Source organism: Streptomyces nitrosporeus (assembly GCF_008704555.1).
GTDB lineage: Bacteria > Actinomycetota > Actinomycetes > Streptomycetales > Streptomycetaceae > Streptomyces > Streptomyces nitrosporeus.
This window is the reverse complement of record NZ_CP023702.1, coordinates 5860362-5876083: the sequence shown is the minus strand read 5'-3', so window position 1 is coordinate 5876083 and position 15722 is coordinate 5860362. Positions and strand designations below refer to the sequence as shown.

10 protein-coding genes are annotated in these 15722 nt (G+C 73.8%); 7 read left to right on the top strand and 3 right to left on the bottom strand.

The genetic code is table 11. The annotated features are described in order from the left end of the window. Positions 1-37: 37 nt before the first annotated feature. Positions 38-961: a rhomboid family intramembrane serine protease gene (locus CP967_RS25915; protein WP_150490289.1), complete on the top strand. Its 924-nt coding sequence runs from the start codon at positions 38-40 to the stop codon at positions 959-961. A gap of 188 nt (positions 962-1149) precedes the next feature. On the opposite strand, the gene CP967_RS25910 is transcribed toward CP967_RS25915, so the two are convergent. The 3 genes from CP967_RS25910 to CP967_RS25900 all read right to left on the bottom strand — a co-directional run bounded on the left by CP967_RS25910 (position 1150) and on the right by CP967_RS25900 (position 8268). Then, complete coding sequence (locus CP967_RS25910) at positions 1150-2610, bottom strand: glutamate synthase subunit beta (protein ID WP_150490288.1); 1461 nt, start codon at positions 2608-2610, stop codon at positions 1150-1152. Further along, positions 2603-7162: a glutamate synthase large subunit gene (gene gltB, locus CP967_RS25905; protein ID WP_150490287.1), complete on the bottom strand. Its 4560-nt coding sequence runs from the start codon at positions 7160-7162 to the stop codon at positions 2603-2605. Before gltB ends, CP967_RS25910 begins: the two co-directional genes overlap by 8 nt. 374 nt (positions 7163-7536) lie before the next feature. Further along, on the bottom strand, positions 7537-8268 hold the full coding sequence (locus CP967_RS25900) for a VIT1/CCC1 transporter family protein (protein WP_150490286.1): 732 nt from the start codon (positions 8266-8268) through the stop codon (positions 7537-7539). A 274-nt stretch (positions 8269-8542) separates the two neighbouring features. Here CP967_RS25900 and CP967_RS25895 point away from each other — a divergent pair, with 274 nt between their 5' ends. From CP967_RS25895 to CP967_RS25870, 6 genes are read left to right on the top strand one after another with little or no spacing between them, the layout of a single operon-like run. Continuing rightward, positions 8543-9835, top strand: coding sequence for an ADP-ribosylglycohydrolase family protein (locus CP967_RS25895; RefSeq protein WP_229888328.1), 1293 nt, complete (start codon positions 8543-8545; stop codon positions 9833-9835). Beyond that, positions 9832-11115 carry an ADP-ribosylglycohydrolase family protein gene (locus tag CP967_RS25890; RefSeq protein WP_229888318.1) on the top strand — a complete coding sequence of 428 codons (1284 nt, stop codon included), beginning with the start codon at positions 9832-9834 and terminating at the stop codon, positions 11113-11115. Before CP967_RS25895 ends, CP967_RS25890 begins: the two co-directional genes overlap by 4 nt. After that, on the top strand, positions 11057-12244 hold the full coding sequence (locus CP967_RS25885; RefSeq protein ID WP_150490285.1) for an ADP-ribosylglycohydrolase family protein: 1188 nt from the start codon (positions 11057-11059) through the stop codon (positions 12242-12244). Before CP967_RS25890 ends, CP967_RS25885 begins: the two co-directional genes overlap by 59 nt. Continuing rightward, positions 12241-13608, top strand: a complete 1368-nt coding sequence (locus CP967_RS25880; RefSeq protein ID WP_150490284.1) for an ADP-ribosylglycohydrolase family protein — start codon at positions 12241-12243, stop codon at positions 13606-13608. Before CP967_RS25885 ends, CP967_RS25880 begins: the two co-directional genes overlap by 4 nt. Further along, complete coding sequence (locus tag CP967_RS25875; RefSeq protein WP_150490283.1) at positions 13605-14483, top strand: ribokinase; 879 nt, start codon at positions 13605-13607, stop codon at positions 14481-14483. The genes CP967_RS25880 and CP967_RS25875 overlap by 4 nt, the downstream gene beginning before the upstream one ends. Then, on the top strand, positions 14480-15676 hold the full coding sequence (locus tag CP967_RS25870) for a CaiB/BaiF CoA transferase family protein (protein WP_150490282.1): 1197 nt from the start codon (positions 14480-14482) through the stop codon (positions 15674-15676). Before CP967_RS25875 ends, CP967_RS25870 begins: the two co-directional genes overlap by 4 nt. Positions 15677-15722 lie beyond the last annotated feature (46 nt).

Sequence of the window (15722 nt, the reverse complement as noted above, 5' to 3'; positions counted from 1 at the left end):
CGGCCCTCCTGTCCGTCCACGATTGAAGGAGCCGGCCATGGAGGCCGAGGCCGCCGCCACCCGGTGTTACCGCCACCCGTCGTACGAGACGTATGTGCGCTGCACGCGCTGCGACCGGTACATCTGCCCGGACTGCATGCGGGAGGCCGCGGTCGGCCATCACTGCGTGGAGTGCGTGAAGGAGGGGCAGCGTTCGGTCCGTCAGGCGCGTTCGCTGTTCGGCGGCGCCGTGCCGCGGGCGGCCGCTCCGGTCGTGACGTACACGCTGATGCTGCTGAACGTCCTGGCGTACGTCGTCGAGATCGTCCGGCCGGACGTGGTGGACCGGTTCGGGGTGCTCGGGGCGGCGCTGGTCGACCGGGTGAACGGGGACTACTACGCCTACGAGAGCGGGGTCTTCCCGGGGTTCGAGCTGACGGGTGTGGCCGACGGCGAGTGGTACCGGCTGCTGACCGGCGCGTTCCTGCACCTGCCGCCCGGCGCCTCGTTCGGGGTGATGCACCTGGTGTTCAACATGTTCGCGCTGTGGAACCTGGGCCGGGTCGTGGAAGGGCAGCTGGGCCGGGCCCGGTACCTGGCGCTGTACCTGTTCGCCGCGGTGGGCGGCTCGGTGCTGGTGTACCTGGTCTCGCCGCTGGACACGGCGGTCGGGGCGTCGGGGGCGATCTTCGGCCTCGCGGCGTCGTTCTACGTGATCAACCGGCGGCTGGGCCGGGACATGGGGCCGGTCAACCGCTTCCTGGCGGGCTTCCTGCTGTGGATGGTGATCTCCGCGGCGTTCACCTCGTGGGAGGGCCACCTGGGCGGGCTGCTGGCCGGCGGGCTGGTGACGTACGGGCTGGCCTACGCGCCGGCGAAGCTGCGCACCTCGGCGGCGCAGCTGGCGGGCGGCGCGGTCCTGGTGGTGCTGCTGGCCGTGGTGGTGCTGGTGCGGACGGCCGCGCTGACCGGGTCCGCCTGACGGCGCGCTCCCCCGGGCCGTCTCCGGGCCGTCCGGGGGCTTCCTCCCGGGCGGGGTCCGGTCCCGTCCTGTACGTCCCGGAGGGGTGCGGGCGTGCCGCGGCGCCCGCCCTGGTCCTTGGTCGGGGACAGGGGCGGGCGCCGCGTGGAGTTCCGTACGCCGTTGTACGGGACGTCGTGGGGCCCGGGTCAGACCGTCAGGGAGCGGTCCGTCGGGCGGATCGGGGCGGGCAGGGCGCTGTTGCCGGTCAGGAAGCGGTCCACGCCGCGTGCCGCGGAGCGGCCCTCGGCGATGGCCCAGACGATGAGGGACTGGCCGCGGCCGGCGTCGCCGGCGACGTAGACGCCCTCGACGTTGGTCGCGTAGTCCTTGTCACGGGCGATGTTGCCGCGCTCGTCGAGTTCCAGGCCGAACTGCTGGACGAGGCCGTTGGCCTGGTCGGTGCCGGTGAAGCCCATGGCGAGGGTGACGAGCTGGGCGGGGATGCGGCGCTCGGTGCCGGGCTTCTGCTCCAGCTTGCCGTCCTTGAACTCCACCTCCACCAGGTGCAGGGCCTGGACGTTGCCGTCCTCGTCGCCCTCGAAGCGGGTGGTGGAGACGGAGTAGACCCGCTCGCCGCCCTCCTCGTGCGCGGAGGTGACCTTGTAGAGCATGGGGAAGGTCGGCCAGGGCTGGCCGGCGTTCCGCTCGGCGCCCGGCTGCGGCATGATCTCCAGCTGGGTGACGGAGGCCGCGCCCTGCCGGTGTGCGGTGCCGACGCAGTCGGCGCCGGTGTCGCCGCCGCCGATGACGACGACGTGCTTGCCCTCGGCGGTGATCGGGGAGACCGTGAGGTCGCCCTCCTGCACCTTGTTGGCGAGCGGGAGGTACTCCATCGCGAAGTGCACGCCGTTCAGTTCGCGTCCGGGGACCGGCAGGTCGCGGGAGACGGTGGCGCCGGCGGCGATGACGACGGCGTCGTAACGGCGGCGCAGCTTCGCGGCGTCGATGTCGCGGCCGATCTCGATCTCGGTGCGGAACTTGGTGCCTTCCGCGCGCATCTGCTCGATGCGGCGGTTGATGTGCGACTTCTCCATCTTGAACTCGGGGATGCCGTAGCGGAGGAGGCCGCCGATGCGGTCGGCGCGCTCGTAGACGGCGACCGTGTGGCCGGCCCGGGTGAGCTGCTGGGCGGCGGCCAGTCCGGCGGGGCCGGAGCCGATGACGGCGACGGTCTTGCCGGAGAGGCGCTCGGGGGGCTGGGGGGTGACGTCGCCGTTGTCCCAGGCCTTGTCGATGATGGAGACTTCGACGTTCTTGATGGTGACGGCCGGCTGGTTGATGCCGAGCACGCACGCCGACTCGCAGGGGGCCGGGCACAGCCGCCCGGTGAACTCCGGGAAGTTGTTCGTGGCGTGCAGCCGCTCGGACGCGGCGGTCCAGTCCTCGCGGTAGGCGTAGTCGTTCCACTCGGGGATGAGGTTGCCGAGCGGGCAGCCCTGGTGGCAGAACGGGATGCCGCAGTCCATGCAGCGGCCCGCCTGCTTGCTGATGATCGGGAGCAGCGAGCCGGGAACGTAGACCTCGTTCCAGTCCTTGACGCGCTCCTGGACGGGGCGGGTCCGCGCGACCTCGCGGCCCGTGGTCAAAAAGCCCTTGGGGTCAGCCATTGGTCGCCGCCTCCATCATCTTCTCGGTGGTCTCCTGCTCGGAGAGACCGGCGAGCTCAGCGGCGTCCTTGGCGGCGAGCACTGCCTTGTACGTGGACGGGATGATCTTGCTGAACCGGGTCACCGCGGTGTCCCAGCCGGCCAGCAGCTTCTCGGCGACCGTGGAGCCGGTCTCCTCCTGGTGGCGGCGCACGACGTCGTGCAGCCACTGCTTGTCGGTGTCGTCGAGGGTTTCGACGGCGCCGAGGTTGCCGGTGTTGACGTTGTCGAGGTCCAGGTCGATCACGTAGGCGATACCGCCCGACATGCCGGCGGCGAAGTTGCGTCCGGTCTCGCCGAGGACGACGGCGTGGCCGCCGGTCATGTACTCGCAGCCGTGGTCGCCCACGCCCTCGGAGACGACGGTGGCGCCGGAGTTGCGGACGCAGAAGCGTTCGCCGGTGCGGCCGCGCAGGAACAGTTCGCCGCCGGTCGCACCGTAGCCGATGGTGTTGCCGGCGATGGTGGAGTACTCGGCGAGGTGGTCGGCGCCGCGGTCGGGGCGGACGATGACGCGTCCGCCGGAGAGGCCCTTGCCGACGTAGTCGTTGGCGTCGCCCTCCAGGCGCAGGGTCACACCGCGGGGGACGAAGGCGCCGAAGGACTGGCCGGCGGAGCCGGTGAAGGTGATGTCGATGGTGTCGTCGGGCAGGCCCGCGCCGCCGAACTTCCTGGTGACCTCGTGGCCGAGCATCGTGCCGACGGTGCGGTTGATGTTGCGGACCGCGATCTGGGCGCGGACGGGCTGGGCGGCCTCGGCGCTGCCGGCGTTCAGGGCGTCGGCGGCGAGCTTGATGAGCTCGTTGTCGAGGGCCTTGGCCAGGCCGTGGTCCTGCTCGGCGATCCGGTGGCGTACGGCGCCCTCGGGCAGGGCGGGCACGTGGAAGAGGGGGGCCAGGTCGAGGCCCTGGGCCTTCCAGTGGGTGACGGCCTGCTCGGTGTCGAGGAGTTCGGCGTGGCCGACGGCCTCCTCGATCGTGCGGAAGCCGAGTTCGGCGAGGAGTTCGCGGACCTCTTCGGCGATGAACTCGAAGAAGTTGACGATGTACTCGGCCTTGCCGGAGAACCGGTCCCTCAGGACGGGGTTCTGGGTGGCGATGCCGACGGGGCAGGTGTCCAGGTGGCAGACGCGCATCATGACGCAGCCGGAGACGACGAGCGGAGCGGTCGCGAAGCCGAACTCCTCGGCGCCCAGGAGGGCGGCGATGACGACGTCGCGGCCGGTCTTGAGCTGGCCGTCGGTCTGGACGACGATGCGGTCGCGCAGGCCGTTGAGCAGCAGGGTCTGCTGGGTCTCGGCGAGGCCGAGTTCCCAGGGGCCGCCCGCGTGCTTGAGCGAGGTGAGCGGGGAGGCCCCGGTGCCGCCGTCGTGGCCGGAGATCAGGACGACGTCCGCGTGGGCCTTGGAGACGCCCGCGGCGACCGTGCCGACGCCGACCTCGGATACCAGCTTCACGTGGATGCGGGCGGCCGGGTTGGCGTTCTTGAGGTCGTGGATCAGCTGGGCCAGGTCCTCGATGGAGTAGATGTCGTGGTGCGGCGGGGGCGAGATCAGGCCGACACCCGGGGTGGAGTGCCGGGTCCTGGCGACCCACGGGTAGACCTTGTGGCCGGGCAGCTGGCCGCCCTCGCCGGGCTTGGCGCCCTGGGCCATCTTGATCTGGATGTCGTCCGCGTTGACCAGGTATTCGCTGGTCACACCGAAGCGGCCGGAGGCGACCTGCTTGATGGAGGAGCGCCGCGCCGGGTCGTACAGGCGGTCCGGGTCCTCGCCGCCCTCACCGGTGTTGGACTTGGCGCCCAGCTGGTTCATGGCGATGGCGAGGGTCTCGTGCGCCTCCTTGGAGATGGAGCCGTACGACATGGCGCCGGTGGAGAAGCGCTTGACGATCTCGGAGACGGGCTCGACCTCGTCGAGGGGGACCGGGGCGCGGCCCTCCTTGAAGCCGAACAGGCCGCGGAGCGTCATGAGGCGCTCGGACTGCTCGTTGACCCGGTCCGTGTACTTCTTGAAGATGTCGTACCGGCGGTTGCGGGTGGCGTGCTGGAGGCGGAAGACCGTCTCCGGGTCGAACAGGTGCGGTTCGCCCTCGCGGCGCCACTGGTACTCGCCGCCGATCTCCAGTGCGCGGTGCGAGGCGGCGATGCCGGAGACGGGGTACGCCTTGGCGTGCCGGGCGGCGACCTCCTGGGCGACGACGTCGAGTCCGGCGCCGCCGATCTTGGTGGCGGTGCCGTTGAAGTACCGGTCGACGAAGGCGCCGTCGAGGCCGACGGCCTCGAAGACCTGGGCGCCGCGGTAGGAGGCGACGGTCGAGATGCCCATCTTGGACATGACCTTCAGGACGCCCTTGCCGAGGGCGTAGATGAGGTTGCGGATGGCCTGCTCGGTCTCGACGCCTTCGATGAAGGTGCCGGCGCGGACGAGGTCCTCGACGGACTCCATCGCCAGGTACGGGTTGACGGCGGCGGCGCCGTAGCCGATCAGCAGGGCGACGTGGTGGACCTCGCGGACGTCTCCGGCCTCGACCAGCAGGCCCACCTGGGTGCGCTGCTTGGTGCGGATGAGGTGGTGGTGGACGGCGGAGGTGAGCAGGAGCGAGGGGATCGGCGCGTGCTCGGCGTCGGAGTGCCGGTCGGACAGGACGATGAGGCGTGCGCCGTCCTCGATGGCGGCGTCGGCCTCGGCGCAGATCTGTTCGAGGCGGGCGGCCAGGGCTTCGCCGCCGCCGCCGACGCGGTAGAGGCCGGCCAGGGTGGCGGCCTTCATGCCCGGCATGTCGCCGTCGGCGTTGATGTGTATCAGCTTGGCCAGCTCGTCGTTGTCGATCACGGGGAACGGCAGGGTGACGTTGCGGCAGGAGGCGGCGGTGGGCTCCAGCAGGTTGCCGGCGGGGCCCAGCGGGGAGCGCAGCGAGGTGACGAGTTCCTCGCGGATGGCGTCCAGCGGGGGGTTGGTGACCTGGGCGAAGAGCTGGGTGAAGTAGTCGAAGAGCAGCCGGGGGCGCTCGGAGAGCGCGGCGATGGGCGAGTCGGTGCCCATGGAGCCGAGCGGTTCGCCGGCGGTGCGGGCCATCGGGGCGAGGATGACGCGGAGTTCTTCCTCGGTGTAGCCGAAGGTCTGCTGGCGGCGGGTGACCGAGGCGTGGGTGTGGACGATGTGCTCGCGCTCGGGGAGGTCCTGGAGCTGGATCTCGCCGGTTTCCAGCCATTCGCCGTAGGGGTGCTCGGCGGCGAGGGACGCCTTGATCTCGTCGTCCTCGATGATGCGGTGCTCGGCGGTGTCGACGAGGAACATCCGGCCGGGCTGGAGGCGGCCCTTGCGGACGACCTTGGCGGGGTCGATGTCCAGGACGCCGACCTCGGAGGAGAGCACGACGAGGCCGTCGTCGGTGACCCAGTAGCGGCCAGGGCGCAGCCCGTTGCGGTCGAGGACCGCGCCGACCTGGGTGCCGTCGGTGAAGGTGACGCAGGCCGGGCCGTCCCAGGGCTCCATCATCGTGGAGTGGTACTGGTAGAACGCGCGCCGGGCCGGGTCCATGGAGGTGTGGTTCTCCCACGCCTCGGGGACCATCATCAGCACCGAGTGGGGCAGCGAGCGGCCGCCGAGGTGGAGGAGCTCCAGGACCTCGTCGAAGGAGGCGGAGTCGGAGGCGTCCGGGGTGCAGACGGGGAAGATCCGGTCGAGCGGGGCGTCGCCGAAGAGGCCGGAGGCGAGCTGGGACTCGCGGGCCTTCATCCAGTTGCGGTTGCCCTTGACCGTGTTGATCTCGCCGTTGTGCGCGACGAAGCGGTACGGGTGGGCGAGCGGCCAGCTCGGGAAGGTGTTGGTGGAGAAGCGGGAGTGCACCAGGGCGACGGCGGTGGCGAAGCGGCGGTCGGAGAGGTCCGGGAAGAACGGTTCCAGCTGCCCGGTGGTGAGCATGCCCTTGTAGACGATCGTGCGTGCGGAGAGCGAGGGGAAGTACACCCCGGCCTCGCGCTCGGCGCGCTTGCGCAGCGTGAACGCCTTGCGGTCCAGCGCGATGCCGGTGCTCTCGCCGTCGGCGACGACCAGCTGGCGGAACTCGGGCATGGTGGCGCGGGCGCCGTTGCCGAGGATGTCGGGGGCGGTGGGGACCTGGCGCCAGCCGAGGACGTCGAGGCCCTCCTCGCCGGCGATCTTCTCGATCCGCCGGACGGCCTGGGCGGAGTCGTCCGCGGGCAGGAAGGCGATGCCTACGGCGTAGGAGCCGGCTTCGGGGAGCGTGAAGGCGGTCTCTTCGCGGAGGAAGGCGTCCGGGACCTGGAGCAGGATTCCGGCGCCGTCGCCCGAGTCGGGCTCGGATCCTGTGGCGCCGCGGTGTTCGAGGTTGCGCAGCACGGTCAGCGCCTGCTCGACCAGCTCATGGCTGGCCACACCGGTCAGAGTGGCCACGAACCCGACACCGCAGGCGTCGTGTTCGTTACGGGGGTCGTACATCCCCTGCTGGGCGGGGCGACCGTCCATGGGCGACCAGGCGTCGGAACGCATCGGCTCTCCCGTCGTCGTCGTGGCATGTGCTGTGCCGAGGGACGACGTTGGCCCTCTGCGAAAGTTTGTGCAGATTACATGATGGAGCGCTTCTCAAAAAGCGAATGGAGCGTTCCATTATGCGGACACCGCGCGAGGGCGGTGGAAGTGGCGCGCGGCCGGACGATCCAGGTGGATCAAGGTCCGGGAGGGCCGCAGGGAGCAGGCGTCGTTGCCCGCGGTGCCTACGGCTCTTTCCCAGCGGTCACGCGGTCGAAACCACCGGGTAATGGGTACTTATGTGCGGCACTGCATAGCGTCTCATTTTACGGCCGTCCTCCTGATCCGCCAGGGACGCGCGCCAAGACGTACGTCACATCTGTGCGGACGTCCGCTCAGCCGACCGCGACGCCGAACAGTGTGCCCAGACCGTAGGTGATCGCCGCGGCCGACCCGCCGAGCAGCAGCTGGCGCAGTCCGCTGTACCACCAGGTGCGCGCCGTCACCCGGGCCACCACCGCGCCGCAGCCGAAGAGGCCGGCCAGGGCCAGCAGCACGGCGGGCCACAGCGCGGTGGCGCCGAGCAGGTAGGGCAGGACGGGCAGCAGGGCGCCGAGCGCGAAGGCCCCGAAGGACGACAGGGCGGCGACGAGCGGCGAGGGCAGGTCCCCCGGGTCTATGCCGAGTTCCTCGCGGGCGTGGATCTCCAGCGCCTGCTCGGGGTCCCTGGAGAGCTGCCGCGCCACTTCCCCGGCCAGCGCGGGCTCGACCCCGCGGGACTCGTACAGGGCGGCGAGTTCGCGCATCTCGTCCTTGGGGTGCTTGCGCAGCTCACGGCGCTCGACGTCGAGTTCGGCCTCGACGAGTTCCCGCTGCGAGGCGACGGAGGTGTACTCACCGGCCGCCATGGAGAAGGCTCCGGCGGCCAGGCCGGCGAGGCCGGTGATGACGATCGTCTGCTGGGAGACCGCTCCCCCGGCGACGCCCGTCATCAGCGCCAGGTTGGAGACGAGCCCGTCCATGGCCCCGAAGACCGCGGGCCGCAGCCAGCCGCCGTTCACGTCCCGGTGGGTGTGGTTGTCCCGGTGGGCCTCGTGCAGGACGGCATCGGTCTCGATGATGGACACAGCTCTCCCCTTCCCCGGGAGGGAGCCCATACGCCGGGCCCATGGGTCATCCCTCTCTCAGGTTGTCGAAAGTACGCACGAAAAACGCCTCCCGCCAGCAAGGAAGGCCGTACTTACCGCCGCCTGCGGCCCTTCTCCGGCGTCCCCCGTGTGGCCCTTTTGTCTGATTTCCCGGCCAGGGACCGGGGGCTGCGGGGGACACATCGCACAGGTGGTCCGCGCGGCCGCGGGGACCACTCTGCGGATGGCTCCGCACGAGCGAAAGGTCGACGCGATGGAGCTGAGGACGGACGGTCCGGCGGAGCGGCGCGGGGGCACGCCGCCCGGCGGCCCCGCGGGGTGCGGGACGGCGGCGGCCGGGAGGGCCGACCGGGCGCGGGGGGCCCTGCTGGGGCTGGCGGTCGGGGACGCGCTGGGCGCCCCGGCGGAGAACATGCGGCCCTCGGAGATCCGCCGCCGCTGGGGCCGTATCACGGGCTTCGTCAGTGACGACCCGGCGGGGACGGACGACACCGAGTACGCGATCTTCTCGGGGCTGCTGCTGGCCCGGCACGGTTCGGCGCTGACCGTCTCCCATGTGGAACGGGCCTGGCACCGCTGGATCGCCGATCTGGACGAAGGCCCCTTCCGGGGCGCCGGGTTCAGCGAGCGCGGCACGCTGGAGAACCTGCGGCGCGGGCTCGCCGCCCCGATCTCGGCCCAGCACCGGCACGCCTGGAGCGACGGGCTGGCCATGCGGGCTGCGCCGTTCGGGGTGTTCGCGGCCGGCCGGCCGGCCGAGGCGGCCCGGCTGGTCGCGGTGGACGGCCAGGTCAGCCATGACGGCGAGGGCATCTACGGCGGGCAGGCGGTGGCGGCCGGGGTGGCCGCCGCGATGGTGGGGGCGGGCCCCGCCTCGGTGGTGGCCGCCGCCCTCTCGGTCGTACCGATGGACTCCTGGACGGCCCGCTCGCTGCGGCGCGCGGTGACCGCGGCGCAGCACTCGTACCCGGACCGGCTGACCGGGGAACGGGCGGTGCGCTCGGCCGTGGTGATCGGCGGCTACCCCTGGACGGACCTGGCACCGGAGGCGGTCGGCCTGGCCTTCGGCGCGTTCACGGCGGCGCGGGGCGATTTCCGTACGGCGGTGCTGACGGCGGTGAACATGGGGCGGGACGCCGATACGACGGCGGCGGTGGCGGGGGCGCTCGCGGGGGCGCTGCACGGCGCGTCGGTGATCCCCCGGGACTGGGCGTCGGCGATCGGGCCGGTCCGGGGAAGCTGCCTGCCGTCGATGCGGGGGTATCACGTGCTGGACATCGCGGGGCTGCTGACCCCGGACGACCCTGACGACCCCGGCGGGCCCGGGGCGCCTCCCGGACGCGGCGGGACGGGGGCGCCTTCATGGCACGGCGGGACGGGCACGCCTTCCTGGCACGGCGGGCCCGGGACGCCTTCCTGGCACGGCGGGGCGGCCGGTGCCGGGGCTCTCGCCGGTCCGGGGGCCTTCACGGCCGCCCCGCAGGCCGTGCCCGGACCGGCGGCCACGGCCGCCACCGGCGCCGCCGGTCCGGGGGCTGTCCGATGACCGCCCGCACGGGCGCCGCCGGCACCGGGACGCGCCCGGCGGGCGGGGAGGGCCGGGAGGGCCCGCGGCCCCGTACGCCCGCCCCCGGCCGGCGGGCCCGGACCGAGGGGCTGCTGCTCGGCCTGGCGGCGGGGGACGCCGCGGGGTGGCCCGCCGCACGGCACCGGGCGGCCCGGATGCCCGAGTGGACCCGGCGGCTCACCCGGGAGCTGGACACCTTCGCCGAGCAGAACGCGACGACCACGCTCCCCGTGCCGATCGCGCTGAACCAGCCGCCCGAACCCCTCCGGCTCGGGCCGTCCGACGACGCCGAGTGGGCCGCCTTCACCGCCCGGACGGTGCTGGCCGCGGCGGCCTGCCACGCGCCGGGCCTGTCCCCCGGGCGGCGGATGCGGGACGCGGTCGACCGGTCCTGGAACGCGCTGGCCGCGAAGGTCGCCGCCGCCAGCGCCCGGGCGCCCGAGGTGGAGTCCGCCGTGCTGCCGCTGCGGGCACGGATCTCGGTACGGGCCGGGCTGGGCAACCTCGCCGCCGGGCTGCGCCCGCCCGCCACCGGTCACGACAACCCGCACTACTTCGACGACGCGGCCTGTGTGCGGGCCGCGGTCCTCGCGGTGGTGCACCCCGGGGACCCGGCCGCAGCGGCGGGGCTCGCCGAGTTCGACGCCCGCTACACGCAGGACGGCGACGGGGTGCACGGTGCCCGCGCGATCGCCGCCGCGATCGCCGAGGCGCTGGCCGGGGCGGACGTCACCACCGCGGTGGACGCCGCGCTCGGACAACTGCCCGAGGGAACCGAGATCGCCCGGAACGCGGTCCACGCGGTGCGTCTGGCCCGGGAGTTCGCGGGCGAGCCGGACGGGGCCTTCGCCCTGGTGCCCGTGCTGGAGCACCAGATCGTCGACCACGTCTACAGCTACGGGATCGCCGCCGCCGAGACCGTGCCCGTCGCCCTGGCCCTGGCGACCGCGGCCCGGGGCCGGTTCGCCCAGGCGGTGCCCGCGGCGGCCTGCCTGTCGCGGGTCGCCGACTCGGCGCCCGCCCTGGCCGGTGCGCTGACCGGCGCCCTGGGCGGGGCGGGCACCGTCCCGGCGGGCTGGCGGGAGTCCTGCCGCACCCTGGCCGGCTGCGCGCTGCCGCTGTTCGCCGGAACGGACCTGATCGAACTCGCCGGGATGCTGGCAGCCACGGAACCGGCCACCCCGGGTGGACAATTCCGGCATGACACCCAGAACGCCCGCAGTGGCCGGGCCGGACACCACGACGCTCACCCTGGATGAACGCATCACCGGCGCACTCGTCGGGGCGGCCGTCGGCGACGCGCTCGGCGGCCCCGTCGAGGGCTGGACCCCGCAGCAGATCGCCGAGCGCCACGGCGGCCGGGTGAGGGGCGTCGTGGGCCCCTGGCACGGCGACGACTGGCGCACCGCGCGGCCGATCGCCCCGTACCACAAGGGTGACGGGCACGTCACCGACGACACCTTGATGACCCACGCGCTGGTGCGGGTCTACGACACCGTGCGCGACCACCTCGACGCGTACGCGGTCGCCGACCACCTCGTGCCCGACCTGATGTCGCGCCCCCGCTGGATCCCGGAGCTGGAGGCCGAGGCGCTGCCCCTCCAGCGGATCTTCCTCGCCGAGAAGTGGATCGTCACACGGCTGCACTACGGGCACGCCGACCCCCGTGAGGCGGGCTCCGGGAACATCGTCAACTGCGGTGCGGCGATGTACATGGCGCCGGTCGGCCTGGTGAACGCTGCCCACCCCCGGGCGGCGTACGCCGAGGCACTGGACGTCGCCGGAGCGCACCAGTCCTCGTACGGGCGGGAGGCGGCCGGGGTCCTCGCGGCCGCCGTGGCCGCGGCCTGCGTGCCGGGGGCGACGCCCTCCTCCGTCGTCGACACCTGCCTGGCGCTCGCCAAGGACGGGACGCGCGCGGCGATCGAGGCGGTCTGCGAAGCCGCCTCGGGCCACACGGACTTCGAGTCGGCGCTGGCTCCGCTACGGGCCGCGGTGGCGCCCTTCGACACGGTGGGCCCGCACTACCGCGACCCCTCGCTCGGTGCCCGGCGGCCGTCCCGGCTGCACGCGGTCGAGGAGCTGCCCGTGGCGCTCGGCATGCTGCTGGTGGCCGGCGGCGACTACCGGCACGCGGTGCTCGGATCGGTCAACTACGGCCGGGACTGCGACTCCATCGCGACGATGAGCGGGGCGATCGCGGGCGCGCTGCACGGCGAGCGGGCGGTCCCCGGCGAGTGGGCGAAGACGGTCGCCGACGCCAGCCGCCTGGACCTGCACGCACCGGCCAGGACTCTGGCGGAGGTGGCCCGTGAGGTCTTCGGCCGGGACACCGCCCGCCGCCGGGCCCACGAGTCGGCGTTCGCCGCGCTGGCCGGCCCGCGATGACCGTACGCCTGACCTGGGCGCAGCCGGAGGACCTGGTGGGCCATGAGCTGCGCCAGGCGGCGCTCGACGGCCGGGACGCGTCCGGGGTCGAGCGGCGCTGGTACGCGGCGGGCGGCTCCCCCGCGCCGGAGCGGGCGGGCGCCTCCGCGGCCCCGGCGCCGCCCGGGCTGCGTGCGCTGGCCGGGCAGCTGCTGGACGAACTCGCCCTGCTGGAGAACCCGTCGGCGGATGACGAGCCGACGGAGCTGGCGGCGATCCGGGACGCCTGCCCCCGGTGGCCGGCCCGCCCGGACGGCCCGGTACCGCTCGGGCCGGCGCGGCTGCACGCCGCCTGGCTGGGCCGGGCGGCCGGCTGCCTGCTGGGCAAGCCGGTCGAGAAGCTCCCCCTGGAGGGCATCCGCGCACTGGCGCGGGCCACCGGCAACTGGCCGCTGGACACCTGGTTCACCGACCGCGGGCTGCCCGGCGAACTGGCCGCCGCCTACCCGTGGAACCGGCGTTCGGCGGCCACCTCGCTCGCCGGGAACATCGACGGGATGCCGGAGGACGACGACCTCAACTACCCCCTGCTGGCGCTGCTGCTGTACCGGCGCCACGGCCGGGGGTTCACCACCGGTGACGTCGCCCGGCTGTGGCTGGACGAACTCCCGGCGGGCCGGGTCTTCACCGCCGAGCGCCTCGCGTACCGCAACCTCCTCGCGGGACTCGAACCGCCGGACACCGCCCGGTACCGCAACCCCTTCCGGGAGTGGATCGGCGCCCAGATCCGGGCGGACGTGCACGGCTGGACGCACCCCGGCGACCCGGGCGGGGCCGCCGGACAGGCCCACCGGGACGCGGTCCTGTCCCACACGGCGAACGGGGTGTACGGGGCGATGTTCACCGCGGCCGCGCTCGCCGAGGCGGCGGGGGGCGAGAGCGACGTCCACGGGTGCCTCGCGGCCGGGCTGCGGGTGGTGCCGCCCCGCTCCCGCTACGCCCGCGCGGTGCGCCTGGGCATCGCGGCGGCCCGGGAGGAGGAGGGGTTCGACACCGTCGTGGACCGGCTGCACGCCGTCTACGCCGCCACCCATCACTGGGTGCACGTCCTGCCGAACGCCGCGCTGCTGGCCGCCGCGCTCACCCGCGCGGACGGCGACTTCGGCAGGTCCGTCTGCCTGGCGGTGTCCGGCGGCTGGGACACGGACTCCAACGGGGCCACGGCCGGCTCCCTCGCGGGGCTGCTGGCCGGGCGGCCCGACGCCCTGCCGGAGAGGTGGACGGCCCCGCTCAAGAACCGTCTCGCCACGTCCGTCGCCGGATTCGACGGCATCGGATTCGACTCCCTCGCCGCTCTCACCCACCAGGAGGTACACCGCCCATGACAGTGATCGTGGTGCTCGGCGGCACCAGCATGGACCTGGTCGCCCACGTCGCCCGGGCGCCCGGGCGCGGGGAGACCGTCACGGGCCGCGAGTTCGCGGCCGTACCCGGCGGCAAGGGGACCGGCCAGGCCGTCGCCGCCGCCCGGGCCGGCGGGGAGGTGGTGATGATCGGCGCGGTCGGCACCGACGGGTACGGCCCGCTGCTGCGGGCGCACCTGGAACAGGCCGGTGTGGACACGGGCCTGCTGCACACCGTCCCGGGCCCCAGCGGTACCGCGCACATCGTCGTGGACGACGGGGGCGCCCGCTCGGCCGTGGTGGTCCCCGGCGCCAACGGCACGGTCACCGGACTCGGCCCCGGCGAGCGTGCCGCCATCGCGTCGGCCGGCCTCCTCCTGCTCCAGCTGGAACTCCCGGCGGCCGCGGTGACCGACGCGGCACGCGCCGCGCGTTCCCTGGGCGTACGGACCGTCCTGACGCCCTCCCCCGTACGGCCGCTGCCCGAGGGGCTGCTGGACGCGGTCGGCCTGCTGGTCCCCGACGAGCACGAGGCGGCCGCGCTCACCGGTTTCGGTGATCCGCACGCCGCCGCGCAGATCCTCCTGCGGCAGGTCCCGGAGGTGGTCGTCACCCTCGGCGCCCGGGGCTGCCTGTACGCGGCGAGGGGCGAGGAGCCCGTCCTGTTCCCGGCTCCGGAGGCCACCGCGGCCGGCACGGCCGGCGCCGGGGACGCCTTCGTGGGCACCCTCGCGGCAGCACTGGCCGAGGGCCGGGCCGTGCCGGAGTCCCTGGCCTCGGCCTCGGCCGCGCTCTGCGTCCGGCGGCCCGGCGCCTCGGCGTCCCTGCCCCGCCGCGGTGGGACCGAGGCGGCGTGAACGAGTCCGTCGCCCCCCTGGCCGGTCTGCGGGTCCTGGACCTCGCCACGCTCTTCGCCGGGCCGCTCGCGGCCACCATGCTCGGTGACTTCGGTGCCGAGGTCGTCAAGATCGAGCATCCGCTCAAGCCGGACCCTTCCCGGGGGCACGGTCCCGCGAAGGACGGGGTCGGCCTGTGGTGGAAACTGCTCGGCCGCAACAAGCGCACCATGACGCTGGACCTGTCCTGCCCCGGCGGGCGGGACGTCCTGCTGCGGCTGGCCGCGGAGGCCGACGTGGTCGTCGAGAACTTCCGGCCCGGGACCCTGGAGCGCTGGGGGCTGGGCTGGGAGGAGCTGCGGGCCGTCAATCCCCGCCTGGTGCTGACCCGGGTCACCGGCTTCGGCCAGTTCGGCCCGTACGCCCGCCGCCCCGGTTTCGGCACCCTCGCCGAGGCGATGAGCGGGTTCGCCGCGGTCACCGGCGAACCGGACGGCCCGCCGACCCTCCCGCCGTTCGGGCTCGCCGACTCGATCGCGGCGCTCGCGACGGCGTACGCGGTGATGACGGCCCTGGCCGGGCGCGACCGGACGGGCGAGGGCCAGGTGGTCGACATGGCGATCATCGAACCGATCCTGACGGTGCTGGGGCCGCAGCCGCTCTGGTACGACCAGCTCGGCTACGTCCAGCCGCGCACCGGCAACCGCTCCCGCAACAACGCGCCCCGCAACACCTACCGGACCGCCGACGGGCACTGGGTGGCGGTCTCCACCTCGGCCCAGTCGGTCGCGGAGCGGGTGATGCGGCTGGTGGGGCGGCCGGAGCTGACCGAGGAGCCGTGGTTCGCCTCCGGGACGGGCCGGGCCGAACACGCCGGCGAACTGGACGAGGCAGTCGGTCACTGGGTCTCCCGGCGCACCCGGGAGGAGGCGGTGTCCGCGTTCGAGAAGGCCGAGGCGGCGATCGCACCGGTCCAGGACGTCCGGGACGTCATGGAGGACCCCCAGTACCGGGCCCTGGGCACCCTCGTCGAGGTGGACGACCCGGAGCTGGGACCGCTCAGGATGCAGAACGTGCTGTTCCGGCTGTCGGGCACACCGGGGGCGATCCGCTGGGCGGGCCGTCCGCACGGCGCGGACACGGAGGAGATCCTGGCGGAACTGGGCCTGTCCGCGGAGCGGATCTCCTCCCTGCGCGCGGACGGGGTGCTGTGAGGGTCCGGGCCCCCGGACCGGCCGGGGGCGCGGCGGGCGGCCCGGC